The following is a 16142-nucleotide window of genomic DNA, read 5'->3' as shown; positions in this document are numbered from 1 at the left end:
GCGGCAACGGGCGTGATGCCGCTCGCAGGTCGCGCTGCCCGCGCAACGCAGGCCGCGCCGACCGGAGCGCAACGCCCTCCGCAACCGGGGGCGCCGGGCGGGGCGTACGGGACGTCGGCAATCGGGGGAGTGAATATAACTGCGCCCAAAATAGACTGCTTGGTACGTCTCGGGGTGATAATCGCAGGCATGACAGTCTCCAGTCGACCAGGCGTCGCACCCGCGCGCGACGAACACGCAGCGGAGACCGCGGGCTACCGCCGCGACCTCAAGCACCGCCACATCCAGATGATCGCCCTGGGCGGGGCGCTCGGCACGGGGCTCTTCCTCGGCGCCGGCGGCCGCCTGCACGCCGGCGGGCCCGGGCTCGCGATCGTCTACGCCGTGTGCGGGCTCATCGGCTACCTGATGCTGCGCTCGCTCGGCGAGATGGTCGTCCACCGGCCGACCTCCGGGTCCTTCGCCAGCTACTCGCGCGAGTTCCTCGGCGACAAGGCGGCGTTCTTCGCCGGCTGGATCTACTTCATGGCGTGGGTGACCGTCGGCATCGCCGAGCTGACCGCCATCGCCGTCTACCTGCGCTACTGGCCCGTCTTCCAGTCCGTGCCGCAGTGGGCGTTGGTGGCCGTGGCACTCGTCGTGGTGGTCGGGGTGAACCTCACCGGGGTGAAGGTCTTCGGTGAGGCGGAGTTCTGGTTCGCGTTCATCAAGGTCGCCGCGCTCGTGGTCTTCATAGTCGTCGGCGTGGCCGTGATCGTCACCGGGCACCACGTCGGCGGGCACGAACCCGGGCTGGCCACGCTCGCCGAGGGCGGCGGATGGTTCCCCAACGGGGTGGTGCCGCTGGTCGTGATGACCCAGGGCGTGATCTTCGCCTACGCGGGCATCGACATGATCGGCGTGGCCGCCGGCGAGACCGAGAACCCCGCCCGCGAGATCCCGCGCGCGATCAACACGACCGTCTGGCGCATCGTGCTCTTCTACGTCGGCAGCGTCTTCCTGCTCGCCGTGCTGCTGCCCGCGGAGGTCTACTCCGGCGACGAGAGCCCGTTCGTCACGTTCATGACCGCGCTCGGGGTGCCGGGCGCCGGCGACATCATGAACCTGGTCGTGCTCACCGCCGCGCTCTCCAGCGTCAACGCCGGGCTCTACGCCACCGCGCGCATCCTCAAGCCGCTGGCGCACACCGGTTCCGCGCCGGCGTTCCTGGGTCGCATGTCGCCCACCGGTGTGCCGCGCAACGGCGTGTGGCTGACCGCCGGGCTGATGGTCGCGGGCATCGTGCTCAACTACGTCGTGCCGCACCAGGCCTTCGAGATCGTGCTGAACCTGGGCTCGGTGGGGATCCTGGGGATGTGGCTGATGATCGTGGCCAGCCACGCCGGGATGATGCGCGACGTGCGCGCCGGGCGGCTCGAGCGGCCGGCCTTCCGCAACCCGCTGGGCACGGCGAGCGACGTGATCGTCGGCGCCTTCCTGCTCGGGGTGGTCGTGCTCATGGGCTTCGACTACCCGGTGGGCACGTGGACGCTGGCCACGGCCGCCGTCGCGCTGCCGCCGCTGTTCGCCGGCGGGTGGTGGGCGCTGCACCGGCGGCGGTGACGCGGGGCGTCCGCGGCGGTCCAGCCCGCCCCGGGCCCCGCGCCCGTGCGCCCCTCGGCCGCTTTCCGGATCAGGCGCGCCCGACCTGCTCGAGCAGCGCGTCCACGGTCGCCGCGGTGCCCTTCTCGTGCAGGGAGGTCAGCGCCCGGGAGTAGGCCTCGGTGAACCGCGGCTCGTCGACCAGGTCCCCGAAGACCTCGCGGTCGCGCAGGAACGCCAGGACGTCCTCGTGGTTGTGCTGGGCGGTCTCGTGCAGGCGGTCGGCCATCCGGTCGACGATGGTGATCTCGTCGCCCTCCTCGTCGACGCCCTCGGCGTAGCGGGCCCAGCTGGCGACGATCGCCGCGGAGAGCTCGATCGGGCGGTCGGCCGCGAGGTTCTCGCGCACCACCGGCAGCAGCCACTTGGGGATGCGGTCCGAGGACTCGGCGCACAGGCGCGCGACGGTGTCCTTGACGGCGATGTTGCCGAACCGGGAGATCAGCTCGTGCCGGTAGGCGTCCAGGTCGACGCCCGGCAGCGGGCGCAGCGACGGGGTGCCCTCGAGCTCCATGTAGGCGAGCAGGAACTTGGGGAAGCGCTCGTCGTTCATCACCTCGTGCACCAGGCGGTGGCCGGCGAGGTAGCCGAAGTAGCACAGGCCCTGGTGGGAGGCGTTGAGCAGGCGCAGCTTCATCAGCTCGTAGGGCACGACGTCGGAGACGACCTCGACGCCCACGTGCTCGTAGGCCGGGCGCCCGTCGACGAAGTTGTCCTCGAGGACCCACTGGGTGAAGTCCTCGCAGACCACGGGCCAGGCGTCCTCGTAGCCGTGCGTGGAGACGACGTCGGCGCGGTCGCCGTCGGTGGTCTCCGGGGTGATGCGGTCGACCATGGAGTTCGGGAAGGGCACCTCGGCGTCGATCCAGGTGGCGAGGTCCTCGTCGACCGCGCGGGCGAAGGCCTGGAACATGCGCTCGGCCATGTGCCCGTTGCCCTGGATGTTGTCGCAGCTCATCACGGTGAACGGGGTGGTGCCGGCGGCGCGCCGGGCGGCGAGCGCGGCGGTGACCAGGCCGAAGAAGGTGCGCAGGTGGCCGGTCTCGCCGCGCTTGAGGTCCGCGATGTCGGCGGCGACGTGCTCGTCGTCGTAGTCGAACTCGCCGTGGACGTGGTCGAAGTTGTAGCCGCCCTCGGTCACGGTCAGCGACACGATGCGGATGGCGGGGTCGGTGAGCCGGTCGACGGCGGCCTGGGGGTCGTCGGGTGCGAAGACGTAGTCGATGATCGAGCCGATGACGCGGGCGTGCTCGCCGCCGTCGGGGGCCTTCTCGGTCAGGGTGTAGAGGTGGTCCTGGCCGGCGAGGGCGTCGCGCATCTTCGAGTCGGAGGGCATGACGCCCATGCCGACGATGCCGAAGTCGAGCGCCTCGCCCTTGTTCATCAGCTCGTCGAGGTAGCGGGCCTGGTGCGCGCGGTGGAAGCCGCCGACGCCGAAGTGGACGATGCCGGGGGTGACGGCGGAGCGGTCGTAGCCGGGCACGTCGATGCCCTTGGCGGCGAGCTCGGGGAGCAGGGCGTTGGAGAGGCGGGGGGTGTTCATGTGGATTGACTCCTCAGGAGTTCTGGTGGGGTTAATTGGCGACGTCGCTCAGCTCGGCGTCGGCGGGGACGCCGTCGAAGCCGGGTTGGGTGCCACGCAGGGCGTGGCCCATGAACGCCGAGATGACGTAGAGGACGACGAAGATGATGACCAGGCCGGTGTTGCCCACGAGCGGGTGGAAGACCGCCACGAGCGCGGGTCCGGCGGCGACGGCGGCGCCGATGCCGAGGTTGTAGGTCGACATGGCCGCGCCGGGGCGCTCGGGCATCAGGGAGACGGCGATGGCGGACAGGGGGACGAAGCCGGCCAGGGCGACGCCGAAGAGGGCGCCGGCGACGAGGGTGGCGCCGAAGGCGACGGAGTCGGCGACGCCGGCGCGGGTGAGCGACAGGGGCACGAAGTAGACCAGGGCCATCGTGACCGCGCAGAAGACGGAGCCGGACCACACGCAGGTCCGCGACCAGCCGATGCGGTCGCCCAGCCGGCCGTTGACCGGGTTGAAGGGCAGGTTGACCGCGTAGATCACGGTGGTCAGCAGCAGGAACCAGTGCAGCGGCCAGTCCAGCACCTCGGTGAAGTACGCGGGGAAGAAGATGGCCATCGCGTAGGTGGGGATGGAGTTGATCGTGCGGATGTAGGTCACGAAGCGGGCCCGACGGTCGCGGGCGAGCAGCCGGAACCCGGCGCCGAGCGTGGCGGCGGTGTCGGAGGGGTCGTCGACGAGCGGGTGCCGGCCGATGCGCTCGCGCACGCCGATGAGGGCGCACAGGGAGCCGATGATGACCAGGCACAGCGAGACCCACAGGGTCTGGTAGAAGTCCAGGTCGAACATCTGCATCGAGATCGTCGCCGTCAGGGCGCCCAGGGTGGGCAGGCCGGCGGAGAAGGCGACGTAGAACCAGCCCACGCCGGTGCCGAGCTGGCGGGCGGGTGATACGGCGGTGATCCAGACCAGGAACCCGTAGGCGAACAGCGGGTAGCCGAAGCCGCGGATGCCGTAGGTGAGGAAGATCAGCGCGGTGTTCGAGCTGGTCAGCGCCAGGGTGAGGAAGGCCAGCTCGAAGACGACCCAGATCGAGGCGCCCAGGGTCATGACCTTGCGCGGTCCCCACAGGTCGGAGAGCGCCGCGGCGAAGAACGCGGCGATCGCCACGGCGACGCCGTAGACGGTGACCAGGGTGCCTGCGCTCGAGACGGTGAATCCGTGCTCGGAGCTGAGGAAGGGTTCGAGGATGTTTGTCTCGACGCCGTCGCCGATCATGAAGATCGCGAGGCCGACGAAGCCCCAGACCAGGGGGCGGGGGAGCCCGAGCTTCTCGAGGACGCCGCCGTCGGCGGGTGTCTCCTGGCTCTGGGCGGAGATGGGTTGCGCCATGTTCTGCTCCGCGGTGTGTTCCGGTGGATGGTGTTGTGTGCGCTGCGCTAGGGGTCATCGTGCCACGTTCATCACAAAAGTCAACATCCGAGTAACAGAAAATGTGGGAAACCGGTGGTGAAGTGTTGAAAAGATGAGTGAATTTGTGGAAGGGGTGTGGTTCGCTGTGACTGTGGTGTTAAATGGGGACAGGAGGTTGTACGCAGTGACCAAACCCTTGACCGGACCCGAGGCCCGCCGGGCCGAGATGGTCGACCGGATCAACGCCGCCGGTGCGATCCGCGTCGATCAGCTGGCGGACCTGTTCCAGGTCAGCGCCATGACGGTCCACCGCGACCTGGAGGCCCTCGACGCCTCGGGCCAGGTCGAGCGTGTCCGCGGCGGCGCCCGCGCCGTGTCCGGGCAGTTGACCGAGCGCGACGTGGCCCAGCGACGCACCCTCAACGTCACGGCCAAGCAGCGTCTGGCCGAGGCCACCGCTGAGCTGATCGGGGAGGGGGAGGTGATCGCGCTCGACGACTCGACCACGGTGGAGGCCCTCGGACCGCTGCTCGTGGACAAGGCGCCGTCGGCCGTGATCACCCACTCCCTCGGACTGATCACCTACTTCGCGCACCAGGCCCCCCAGGTGCCGTTGATCGGGCTCGGCGGCAGGTACGTCGCGGGCACCGACTCGTTCCTCGGCCAGGCCACCGCGCGCCAGACGGAGGAGCTTTCGGCGGATGTCTCGGTGGTCTCGACGACGAGCGTCCGCGGCGGCGGGCTCTACCACCCGGACGAGGACGCCGCTCTGACGAAGGCCGCTTGCGTGCGGCTCGGCCGACGGCGGATCCTCGTCGCGGACGCCTCCAAGTTCGGCGCCGCCGGACTCTACTTCGTGACCGGCCTGGACGCCTTCGACGACGTGGTCGTCGAGGACGACCTCACCGACCGGGCCGCCGAGATGCTCGCCGCCTCCGGCGCGAGGATCCACCGCGTCCCGGTCCCGACCGGCCCTGACAGACCGTGACCGACCCTGACCACCGCCAGGTCCTGCGTACCTCCCAAACCACCTCCCGGGAGCGGGACCGGAACGCCACCGGACGGTCCCCGGACCGCGACCGTGACCGGGCCGCGACCGTGCCCGCCGCGGACCACGCTTGGCCCATTGCCGTACCGCCCGGGCCACGCCCGCCGCGGACCGTGACCGTGACCGTGCGCGGACCGTGCCCCGCCGCGGACCGCGCCCGCCCCATCGCTGTACCGCCCGGGCCACGCCCGCCAAGGACACGGCCCCGCACAATTGAAGACGACTGACCCACCGCCCCTCCCAAGACGACCAAGGAACCAGTGATGTCCAGCTACGTTCTCGGAATCGACTCGTCAACCCAGTCCTGCAAGGCCCTCCTCGTCGACGTGGACACCGGCCAGGTCATCGAGGAGTCGCGCGCCGCGCACCCCGAAGGCACCCAGGTTGATCCCCGCGCCTGGGTCGACGCGATGAAGCAGGCGGCCGGCCCGCTGCTCGACCGCGCCGACGCCGTGGCGGTCGCCGGCCAGCAGCACGGCATGGTACCGCTCGACGCGGACGGCGAGGTCGTCCGGGACGCGATGCTGTGGAACGACACCTCCTCCGCCGCCCAGGCCGAGACCCTCGTCGAGGAGCTGGGCGGGCCGGAGGCCTGCGCGGACCAGACCGGCAGCGTGTTCGTCGCCTCGATCACGGGCACGAAGCTGCGCTGGCTGCGGGACAACGAGCCGGACAACGCCGCGCGCACGGCCGCCGTGCTGCTCCCGCACGACTATCTGACCTGGCACCTCGGCGGGTGCGCCGAATACACCACGGACCACGGCGACGCCTCCGGCACGGGGTACTACGACACCCGCAACCGCCGCTTCGTCCCGGAGCTCGCCGAGCGCTACCTCGGCCACGCGATCGACCTGCCGCGCATCGCCGAGCCCTCGGAGCAGGTGGGCACCACCGCCTCGGGCGCCGTCGTGGCGGCCGGCACCGGGGACAACATGGCGGCCGCGCTCGGGCTCGGGCTGCAGCCGGGCGACGTCTGCGTCTCCCTCGGCACCTCGGGTGTGGCCAGCGCCGTCGTCGACGACAGCGTCCACGACCCGACCGGCATGGTGACCGGCTTCTGCGACGCCACGGGCCGCTACCTGCCCCTGGCCTGCACGCTCAACGGTGCCCGGGTGTTCGACTTCGCGGCCCGCACGCTGGGTGTGGGCCACGAGGAGCTCTCGGAGATGGCGCTGGCGGCCGAACCCGGTTCGCACGGCGTGGTGCTGCTGCCGTACTTCGACGGTGAGCGCACCCCGAACCGGCCGAACGCGACCGGTGTCTTCAGCGGCCTGACCACGGCCACCGGCCGCGAGGACATCGCCCGGGCCGCGTTCGAGGGCGTGCTGTGCTCCATGCGCGACGCGGTCGAGGCCCTCGCCGCGGCCACCGGAACCCCGACCCGCCGCATCCTCCTCATCGGCGGCGCCGCCCGCGCGGCGGCCGCCCGCCGGATCGCGCCCGCCGTGTTCGGCGTGCCCGTCGTGGCCCCGGAGCCGGCGGAGTACGTCGCGCTGGGCGCGGCGCGTCAGGCGGCGTGGGCGCTCACGGGCGCCGAGGAGCCGCCGCGGTGGCGGACGTTCGAGGAGAGCGTCTACGAGGCGGAGCCGGACGAGGCGACCTTCGCCCGCTACGCCCGGCTGCGGGAGGCCACCGCCGGCTGGTGACCCACCCCCGCCCCGATACCCTGGGGGCATGCAGCGCTGGGTCCTCCACATCGACATGGACGCGTTCTTCGCGTCCTGCGAGCAGCTGACCCGGCCCACCCTGCGCGGCCGGCCCGTCCTCGTCGGCGGGGTGTCGGGCCGCGGCGTGGTCGCGGGCGCGTCCTACGAGGCCCGCCGCTACGGCGCCCACTCCGCGATGCCGATGCACCGGGCCACCGCGCTGGTCGGTGCGAAGGCCGTGCTCGTCGCCCCGCGCCGCATCGTCTACTCCACGGCCTCGCGCCGCGTCTTCGCCACGGTGGCGCGCTTCGTGCCGGCCGACAAGATCGAGCAGCTGTCCATCGACGAGGCCTTCCTCGAGCCGCCCGCCCTGGTCGGCGCCACGGCCGAGGAGGTCACGGAGTGGGCCGAGCAGCTGCGCGCCGCGATCCGCGAGGAGACCGGCCTGCCGGCGTCGGTGGGCGCGGGCTCGGGCAAGCAGTTCGCCAAGATCGGCTCCGGCGAGGCCAAGCCCGACGGCCACCGCGTCATCCCGCACGCCGAGGAGCTCGACTTCCTGCACCCGCTCGCCGTCGACAAGCTCTGGGGCGTCGGCCCCGTGACGGGTGCGAAGCTGCGCACCGCCGGGGTGGAGACGATCGGGGACCTGGCGGCGATGTCGCGCCGGGAGGTCGAGCTGACCCTGGGTGCGACCGTGGGCGTGCAGCTGTGGGAGCTGGCGCGCGGCCACGACGACCGCCCCGTCGAGCCGCGCGCCGAGGCCAAGTCCGTCTCCGCCGAGCACACCTACCCGCGCGACCTGGTCACGCGCGCGCAGGTCGACGCCGCGGTGGAGAGGGCCGCCGAGGACGCGCACCGTCGCCTGCTCAACGACGGCCGCGGGGCGCGCACCGTCACGGTCAAGTTGCGCATGGCGGACTTCCACATCGAGTCCCGCTCAGCGACGCTGGGCCACGCCACCGACGACGAGGCGACGCTGGGCGCGGTCGCGCGCCGGCTGACGCGCTACCCGGACGAGGTCGGCCCGGTGCGCCTGGTCGGGGTGGGTTACTCCGGCCTGGAGGACGCGCGCCAGGACGTGCTCTTTCCGGAGCTCGACGAGCTGCTGGTGGCCACGCCGGTCAGCACCTCGGCCACGGACGACTACGAGGTGGGCGCGGCGGCCCCGGCCGACGGCGCCGGCCTGGAGATCACCGTGGAGTCCGAGGCCGCCGAGAGCGGCTGGCGGGCCACGGAGGACGTGGTGCACAGCGAGTTCGGCCACGGCTGGGTGCAGGGCACGGGCTCCGGGGTGGTCACGGTGCGCTTCGAGACGCGCGCCTCGGGGCCGGGCCGGGCGCGCACCTTCGCCGTCGACGACCCGGACCTCGCCCCGGGCGACCCCCTGGACTCGCTGGACTGGGGTGACTGGCTCGCCGCGCAGGAGGAGCAGGAGGAGTGAGAGGCGAAAATATCTTCATGCGTCACTCGCGTGTACCCTGTTAACGGAAATCTCCCCGGTGGCGCCGCCGGGGAAGGACTGAACCGAGGAGAGATCTTGAAGTTTTCCACGATCACCGCCGCGGCCGTCGTCGTCGGACTCGGCCTGACCCTGAGCGCCTGCTCGGACGACTCCGACAACGGCGAGTCCACCTCGTCGTCCGAGGCCACCTCGTCGGCGACGCAGGCCAGCGTCGAGCCGCCGACCGCCGAGGAGCTCAACGCGGTGCTGCAGCGTGCCACCGACCCGAACGTGCCGCTGGAGGAGAAGACCCAGACCGTCCAGGGCGGCGAGACCGCCCCGGAGCTCTTCGACGTCATGACCGCCTCGCAGCAGGACTCGGGCGCGAAGTTCACCGTGGTCGACCCGATCCTGCCGGGCTACACCCCGGAGTACGTCATCGCGAAGGTCGTCTTCAGCGTGCCGGACCAGGAGGACCAGGTCGCCGAGGACGTCGAGTTCGTCCACGAGGACGGCGTCTGGAAGCTCTCCCAGTCCTGGGCGTGCATGCTGATCTCCAACACCGTCGAGCCGGAGCAGGTCCCCGCGATGTGCCAGGGTGACGCCCCGGCCGAGGACCCGGTCGACGGCCCGGTCGAGGGCGCCCCGGAGGGCGAGGCCCCCGCGGAGGCCCCGGCCGAGGGTGCCCCGGAGGGGGCTCCCGCCGAGGAGGCCCCGGCTGAGGCGCCCGCCGAGGCTCCCGCCGAGGAGGCCCCGGCGCAGTAGTCACCGCCCCGCCACGTCGTCGCTTGCCGACGTCGCGTCCCACCCGGCCCTGCGTACCTTGCGGTACGCGGGGCCTTCGGCGTTTTGCGCTGTCCCGGCTTCAGAGACCCCCGGGCACAGCGTCTTCTGGCTTAGAGCCCCTGGCTTCTGACGGCCGTGACGGCGACAGGGCGCCATGCTGGGGGGGTGTCCCTATGTCAGGTGTCAACTCCGGCGCCGACTCCACGATGTGATGTTGTGTGGGCTTTGGGGGTGCCGGTTTTCGGGCACGCCTAGGCGCCGGACCCCTGGGGCCCGGCGGGGCTCGGCATGATCAGGAGTGGCTCAAGCCGCTATCTGCTCATGACGTGGTGGGATTTCGCGGAAGTATTCCCGGTTTTTCAGCATCGCGAAAATGACGTTGCACCGCCTGCGTGCAAGACACATCACCGCTGCGTTGTGGCGTTTTCCTTCTGCGCGTTTGCGTTCGTAGTACTGGCGTGAGGGCCTATGGCTTCGTAGTGAGGCGAACGCCGAGTAGAACAGTGCGTTCTTGAGGGTCTTATTGCCGCTTCGTGCGGGGTGTTCTCCCCGGATCGACGAGCCGGATATTCGACTGACCGGCGCAATACCGGCGTAGGCAGCCAGGTGTGCAGCATCCGGGAAATCCGATCCGTCGCCGACGGTCAGGAGGATTTTCGCGGCTGTCTTGATGCCGACGCCGGGCATGGACATCAAGACCTCAGCTAAAGGGTGGTCGGCGACCATCTCCTCGACTTCTGCTGCGATGGCGGCTCGTTGCTCCAGAAGGGACTGGATGTGGTGCGCGAGTGCCGGAAGCACGGTTTCAGCGGCTTTCGTCCCGGGAACGGTGACTGTCTGTGCATCCAGGGCAGTGAAGATCTGGTCGACCAGATCACTGACGTCCTGCTTGCTGCGGGCGGCAAGCCACTTTGCCACACGTGCTGGGCCTGCCTTCTTCAATCCTGACGGTCCCCGATAGTGCGCGAGGAGCTGGAGGATGAGCGGATGAGCCAGCTTCGGGCCTATGACCTGTTCCAGTGGCGGATGGATCTGTGTGAGAAGTCCACGTGCGCGGTTGCGGGCTCGGGTGGTGTCTTTGGCAAGGTCTTCGTCGAAGCCGGCGAGGACTTTCAGGGCGCTGAGCATTTCGTCGTTGTGGTCGACGGCCCTCAGCGTGTGAGGCATGCATCGGGCGGTGTCAGCGATGATGAATGCGTCCTTGCGGTCAGTTTTTGACTTTCCGCCGTAGAGGTCAGCGGCTTTTCGCATGGCCAGGCCGGGAAGGTACGCCACATCGACGTTGCAGTCGCGGGCTACAGCGACGGGAAGTGCGCCGATGGTGTTGGGCTGGTCGACGATGACGAGGACTCGACCGTATGTGTCTTTGAGTTCGGTGAACAGCGACCTGAGTGCTGATTCGTCTTGTGCGAGAGCTTTGTCGTAGATCTTCGTGCCGTCGGTGGTGAGGCCGCAGGCGTGGTGGGAGGTTTTACCGACGTCGATTCCGAGGAAGACGTCGGCAGGTGAGCCGGCCATGATGGTCTTTCCGGTCGTTCGGATAGTGCCGGTCGCCGGTCATGACGTCTGCAGCAGGCACCCACGTTACGTTGAGACCTCGATACCGACTGGTGAAAATCGGTGGGCCGTGTCCCTATTAGCTGTCGGCAGATGTCTCTGTCCCCGGTGGCAACACCCCCCGGATCATGGAGGTGACAGGGGCGGATAGCCATGCCGGGTCCAGCGACCATCCCCATTATCGGGGACAGTCTCAAGGTAACGGGGGGGGGGAGAGAGAGAAGCAGGGGCGAAGCGGGAGTCAGGCGCGGCCGTCGACCGGCTCGAGGTGCAGCACCTTGCCCTGCCAGCGGCGGCGCACCCAGCGGTCGTGGGTGGCCATGAGCACGGTGCCCTCGAAGTCGGCGAGCGCGTCCTCGAGCTCCTCGGCCAGGGCCAGCGAGAGGTGGTTCGTCGGCTCGTCGAGAAGCAGCAGGTCCGGGGGAGAGGCGAGCACCGCGCCGAGGGCCACGCGGCGGCGCTGACCGAAGGACAGGGCCCGCAGCGGGCGCGCCGCGTCCTCCTCGGAGAGCAGCCCCAGCTCGGTCAGCGTCGGCGGCGTCTTCGCCCGCTTCGACCGGCCCCACGGCCCCTTGGCGACCTCGCGCTCGAAGGCCACCGCCGCCGGCAGGTCCAGGTCCTCCCAGTGGTCGTCCTGGCGCAGCCGGGCGATCGTGACCTCCTCGGGGATGCGCACCTCGCCCGCGGTCGGCGCCACGGTGCCCTCGATCACCGAGAGCAGCGTCGACTTGCCCGCCCCGTTGGGCCCCTCGATCAGCCAGTGCGCGCCGGGCTGCACTTTCAGGTTCACCGGCGCCAGCCGCCCGGCCACCGCCACCGAACGCGCCGTGACCGCCGGCTCGCCGAGGCTGGCCAGGTGACTGTCCGGCACGCCGCGGAAACGCAGCCGCTCCGGCGGCGCCGGGATCTCGTCGCGCTCCAGGTCCGCCAGCCGCGACTTCGCCGAGCGCACCCGCGCCCCGACCGTCTTGGCCGCCCGGTCCGCCTGGAACTTCGCTGCCATGCGCACCTCGGACTTGGCCACCTGCGAGTGGAAGACGTCCTCGCCGGTCTGCCGCGCGCGCGACTCGAGCCGCTCGCGCTCCTGCTCCTGGGCGTTGTAGCGCTCCCGCCACAGCCGCCGCGCCTTCTCGCGCGCCTTCAGGTAGTCGGAGAACCCGCCGCCGAAGAGCGTGTCCTGGCGCGTCAGCCCCTCCTCGGCACGCCCCTCCGGGTCCAGCGAGGGGTCCATGTCCACGATGGAGTCGGCCACCTCGTCGAGGAAGTAACGGTCGTGGCTGGCCACCAGCACCGGCCCGGGGAAGGCCCGCAGCTCGTCGATGAGGAAGTCCACCGCGTCGTCGTCGAGGTGGTTCGTCGGCTCGTCGAGCACCATCGCGTCCAGCGGCCGCAGCAGCAGCGCCGCCAGCGCGAAGCGGCGACGCTGCCCGCCGGACAGGTCGCCCAGCGGCGTCTTCAGGTCGACGCCGGCCAGGCCCAGCCCGGCGAGCACCTCGGCGATGCGGGCGTCCAACTCCCACACACCCGCCTCGGCCGCACGGGCCAGTGCGGCGTCGAAGGCCGCGGCGTCGTCAATCCCGGCGGTGCCGGCGGCCATCGCCTCGGACAGCCGCGTGATCTCGGCCTCGATGCCGCGCAGCTCGGCGACGGCGGCGTCGATGAGCTCGTGCGCCGGCGCGGTGGCCGGCAGCGAGGTCTCCTGCTCCATGAAGCCGGTCACCGGTGGGCGCACCACCGAGCCGGTGTCGCGGTGGCGCTGCTTGCTGATCAGCGAGATCAGCGTCGACTTGCCGCTGCCGTTCTCGCCGATCAGCCCGATCACGCGGCCGGCGGGCACGGTGAACGTGACGTCCGTGAGCACGCGGTGGGTGGGGTAGGAGAAGCCCACCCCGTCCAGCTTGATGTGGTGGTACCTGGTCTCGGTCACGGTTCCTGCCGTTCTAGCCGAAGGAGAGGGCGGTGGTGGTGTCCTGCATGACCCGGGCGTCGCCGTCGCCGCCGTAGGTCACGCGGGTGGTCGCGGCCACGGTGCCGGCCACCGGCAGCGGGCGGGTCAGATCGACGCTCAGCGAACCACTCGAGGACGTGTTGGAGTGCAGCACCCGCAGCTCGCCGTCCGGGGCGTCGGGCACCCCGGACATGTCGAGCGCGCCGACGGCCGGGCGCTGCTGGACGGCCACGGACAGCTCGACGCGGTCGCCGTCGACGGAGTCCAGCGTGTAGGTCGTCGTCTGCAGCAGCGTCGACTGGCCGGTCACCCGCGAGTCGACGGTCCAGGAGGCGCCGGGGCCGACGGGGTCGGCGGGGAAGACGACCGGCAGCGAGACGATGCCCATCACGGCGTCCTCGGCGGCGGCGCGGGTGTCGTCGTCGGCGTCGACGGGCGGGGCGAGGCGCACGGTGGAGACCTTGCCGGAGGCCTCCGCGGTCCAACCCGCCTCGAAGCCGGCCGCGCCGGGCAGGTCCTCGGTCTCGCCGAGGCGGAACTGGACGCGGCGGGAGCCGTTGTCCTCCGCGGCGGCCTCGGTCGTGGCGGCCGTGAGCGGCAGGGCGGTCGTCTCCAGGCCCTCCGCGTCGAGGCCGTCGGGCGCGGCGGGCGCGGCCGGGTCGGCCTGTTCGGCGGGGGCGACCGACTGCGCGAAGCCGCGTGCGACCGTCGCCGTCGTCTCCTGCGCCGGATTGTCGACGTCGCGGAACTCCAGGTTGGCGCGCGGCTCGGCGCCCGCGTCCTGGACGGTGACGCGCACGGGGTCGACCTCGAGGCCGACGGCCTGCTCGGTGCGGGTGTCGTCGTCGGGCAGACCCGCCTCCGAGCCGCAGCCGGCCAGGGCGAGGCTCAGCGACGCCGCCAGGGCGACCAGGGCGCGACGGCGCGGGAATTGCGGTCGAGAGGTTTCAGACACGGTGACTAATTTACCGTGCGTGCCGGGTGCGGTTGGCCACGGGCGCACCGCGGCGGTGATAATGGTCGCGTGAGTACGAAGCCGAGAGAGAACGGGGGCGGATACGCCGCCATGATGGCCGCGGTGGTGGTCGCCGTCGCCGTGGTCGACCAGTTGGTCAAGACGCTGATGCTCGGGTGGCTGGAACCCGGGCAGCCGGTGGCGGTGATCGGCGACTGGTTCCGCTTCACGCTCCTGTTCAACTCCGGTGCGGCCTTCTCCATGGGCAGCGACTCGACCTGGCTGTTCACCTGCATCCAGATCGCGTTCGTCGTCGGCGTGGCCGTCGCCGCGCCGCGGGTGCACGACCGCTGGACGGCGGTGGGGCTGGCCCTGATCGCCGGGGGAGCGGCCGGCAACCTCGTCGACCGGCTCTTCCGCGAGCCCGCGTTCTTCGTCGGGCACGTCGTCGACTTCATCTCCGTGGGCGACTTCGCGGTGTTCAACCTCGCCGACTCCGCGATCACGGTCGGCGTGGCCGTCTTCGTGCTGGGCATGTTCTTCGGCGAGCAGGCCGGCGAGCATCCGGACGGTGTGGACGAGGACGCCACCGCCCCCGCTGACACCGCCGATGACAATGACGCCGAGGGAGAGGAGCCCGCCCGTGCGTGAGGTCCGCCAACTTCCCGTCCCCGAGGGCCTGGCCGGCATGCGCGCCGACGCCGGCGTCGCCCGCCTCTTCGGCGTCTCACGCGCCGTCGCGGCACAACTCGCGGAGGACGGTGATGTGCTCGTCGAAAATTCCCCCGTGGGCAAGTCCGCCCGCCTGACCGAGGGCGCCTGGCTGGAGGTCACCCTCCCGGAGCCGGCGCGCCCGCTCGAGGCCGAGACGCCGCGCGAGGTCGAGGGCATGGACATCCTGTACTCGGACGCGGACGTCATCGCCGTCAACAAGCCGGTGGGCGTGGCCGCGCACCCGACCGTCGGCTGGGACGGGCCCACCGTCACCGGCGGGCTGGCCGCGGCGGGCTTCCGCATCTCCACCTCGGGTCCGCCGGAGCGCAAGGGCATCGTCCAGCGCCTGGACGTGGGCACCTCCGGGGTGATGGTCGTGGCCGCCAGCGAGCGCGGCTACTCGGTGCTCAAGCGTGCCTTCCGCGAGCGCACGGTCGCCAAGACGTACCACGCGCTGGTGCAGGGCCACCCGGACCCGTTCAACGGCACGGTCGACGCGCCGATCGGCCGCCACCCGAAGGCCGGCTGGCGCTTCGCGGTGGTCTCCGACGGCAAGCCGGCGGTCACGCACTACAAGACGCTGGAGGCCTTCCCGGAGGCGACGCTGCTGGAGGTGCACCTGGAGACGGGCCGCACGCACCAGATCCGCGTGCACATGTCGGCGCTGCGCCACCCGTGCGTGGGCGACCCGATGTACGGCGGCGACCCGAAGCTCGCCGAGCGTCTCGGGCTGAACCACCAGTGGCTGCACGCGGTGTGCCTGGGCTTCGACCACCCGGCCGACGGCCGCCGCATGGAGATCACCGCGCCGTATCCGGAGGATCTCTCCCGGGCGCTGGAGATGGTCCGGCGGTGAGGCGGGGCGTCGTCGCCGCGGCGGTGCTGGCGCTGATCGCCCTGGCGGTGGTGCTGCTCGCGTCGCGTTCGGACCTGACCGACCGCCCGGACCCGGTCAACGGAGACCAGCTGGGCATGGAGTCCTACGAGTCCGCGGCGGACTACCGTTCGCGGGCCGCCGACTCGCTTGCCGAGGCCCCCGCCGACCAACCCGTGTGGGCGCTGGTGACCTTCGCCGCGCCGCTGGACGCGCGGGCCGCGGACGAGGCGACCCGTGGGCTGGACCGGGTCTCGGCCGTCGTGGCCCACGAGGCCGGACTGATCGAGGTCCCCGAACCCGTCGCCGGCGCCACCCGCGCCGACGTCTTCGCCCGCGAGCTGGCCCGCGCCCCGTTCGAGGCCGACCGACTGGACGGCGTCGTCGCCTACGACGACGGTTCCGCGTTGCGTGCGCTCACCCGGATTGACGACGTCGCGGTGGTCGAGGCCCTGCCCTCCGATGCGGCGTGGGGCCGCATCGGCGTGCGCCCCGTCGTCCTGCACTGACCGCGCTGCGCTGACCTCGCTGCACTGACCGCGCTGACTGTGCCGGCTGACCGCGGTGCTCCGATTGAGCCGGTTGGCTGTTCG

At 71.3% G+C, this 16142-nt stretch carries 13 protein-coding genes; 8 read left to right on the top strand and 5 right to left on the bottom strand.

From position 1 onward, the window contains the following. Positions 1-189: 189 nt before the first annotated feature. On the top strand, positions 190-1602 hold the full coding sequence (locus tag CFRA_RS07890; RefSeq protein ID WP_075664197.1) for an amino acid permease: 1413 nt from the start codon (positions 190-192) through the stop codon (positions 1600-1602). Between the two features lie 70 nt (positions 1603-1672). On the opposite strand, the gene CFRA_RS07885 is transcribed toward CFRA_RS07890, so the two are convergent. Beyond that, positions 1673-3184, bottom strand: a complete 1512-nt coding sequence (locus tag CFRA_RS07885; RefSeq protein ID WP_075664196.1) for a mannitol dehydrogenase family protein — start codon at positions 3182-3184, stop codon at positions 1673-1675. 31 nt (positions 3185-3215) lie between these two features. Then, positions 3216-4559: an RbtT/DalT/CsbX family MFS transporter gene (locus CFRA_RS07880; protein ID WP_075664195.1), complete on the bottom strand. Its 1344-nt coding sequence runs from the start codon at positions 4557-4559 to the stop codon at positions 3216-3218. Between the two features lie 205 nt (positions 4560-4764). On the opposite strand from CFRA_RS07880, the gene CFRA_RS07875 reads away from it, so the two are divergent. From CFRA_RS07875 to CFRA_RS07860, 4 genes are all read left to right on the top strand, one after another. Next, positions 4765-5568, top strand: coding sequence for a DeoR/GlpR family DNA-binding transcription regulator (locus tag CFRA_RS07875; protein ID WP_245797525.1), 804 nt, complete (start codon positions 4765-4767; stop codon positions 5566-5568). A 323-nt stretch (positions 5569-5891) separates the two neighbouring features. Further along, positions 5892-7274, top strand: coding sequence for a xylulokinase (gene xylB / locus CFRA_RS07870; protein ID WP_075664194.1), 1383 nt, complete (start codon positions 5892-5894; stop codon positions 7272-7274). Between the two features lie 28 nt (positions 7275-7302). Then, the gene (locus CFRA_RS07865) at positions 7303-8715 is read left to right on the top strand and encodes a DNA polymerase IV (RefSeq protein ID WP_075664193.1); all 1413 of its coding nucleotides are present in this window, start codon (positions 7303-7305) and stop codon (positions 8713-8715) included. 96 nt (positions 8716-8811) lie between these two features. After that, positions 8812-9480: a WKL family lipoprotein gene (locus CFRA_RS07860; protein ID WP_075664192.1), complete on the top strand. Its 669-nt coding sequence runs from the start codon at positions 8812-8814 to the stop codon at positions 9478-9480. A gap of 324 nt (positions 9481-9804) precedes the next feature. Here CFRA_RS07860 and CFRA_RS07855 read toward each other — a convergent pair whose 3' ends face one another. The 3 genes from CFRA_RS07855 to CFRA_RS07845 form a co-directional block, all read right to left on the bottom strand. Beyond that, positions 9805-11019 carry an IS110 family RNA-guided transposase gene (locus tag CFRA_RS07855; RefSeq protein WP_075664191.1) on the bottom strand — a complete coding sequence of 405 codons (1215 nt, stop codon included), beginning with the start codon at positions 11017-11019 and terminating at the stop codon, positions 9805-9807. A 280-nt stretch (positions 11020-11299) separates the two neighbouring features. Further along, positions 11300-12985, bottom strand: coding sequence for an ABC-F family ATP-binding cassette domain-containing protein (locus CFRA_RS07850; RefSeq protein WP_075664190.1), 1686 nt, complete (start codon positions 12983-12985; stop codon positions 11300-11302). Positions 12986-12998: 13 nt separating this feature from the next. Beyond that, complete coding sequence (locus CFRA_RS07845; RefSeq protein WP_075664189.1) at positions 12999-13961, bottom strand: hypothetical protein; 963 nt, start codon at positions 13959-13961, stop codon at positions 12999-13001. 111 nt (positions 13962-14072) lie between these two features. Here CFRA_RS07845 and lspA point away from each other — a divergent pair, with 111 nt between their 5' ends. The 3 genes from lspA to CFRA_RS07830 are packed head-to-tail and all read left to right on the top strand — an operon-like array spanning position 14073 to position 16058. Further along, the gene (lspA, locus tag CFRA_RS07840) at positions 14073-14612 is read left to right on the top strand and encodes a signal peptidase II (protein WP_075664188.1); all 540 of its coding nucleotides are present in this window, start codon (positions 14073-14075) and stop codon (positions 14610-14612) included. After that, the gene (locus tag CFRA_RS07835) at positions 14578-15531 is read left to right on the top strand and encodes an RluA family pseudouridine synthase (RefSeq protein WP_075664187.1); all 954 of its coding nucleotides are present in this window, start codon (positions 14578-14580) and stop codon (positions 15529-15531) included. The genes lspA and CFRA_RS07835 overlap by 35 nt, the downstream gene beginning before the upstream one ends. Further along, positions 15528-16058 (top strand): hypothetical protein, encoded by a 531-nt coding sequence (locus CFRA_RS07830; protein ID WP_075664186.1) that lies wholly within the window; start codon positions 15528-15530, stop codon positions 16056-16058. Before CFRA_RS07835 ends, CFRA_RS07830 begins: the two co-directional genes overlap by 4 nt. Positions 16059-16142: the final 84 nt, after the last annotated feature.

The organism is Corynebacterium frankenforstense DSM 45800, assembly GCF_001941485.1.
GTDB lineage: Bacteria > Actinomycetota > Actinomycetes > Mycobacteriales > Mycobacteriaceae > Corynebacterium > Corynebacterium frankenforstense.
Note: the sequence above shows the minus strand (reverse complement) of the source record. Positions and strands in the feature narration are given on the sequence as shown.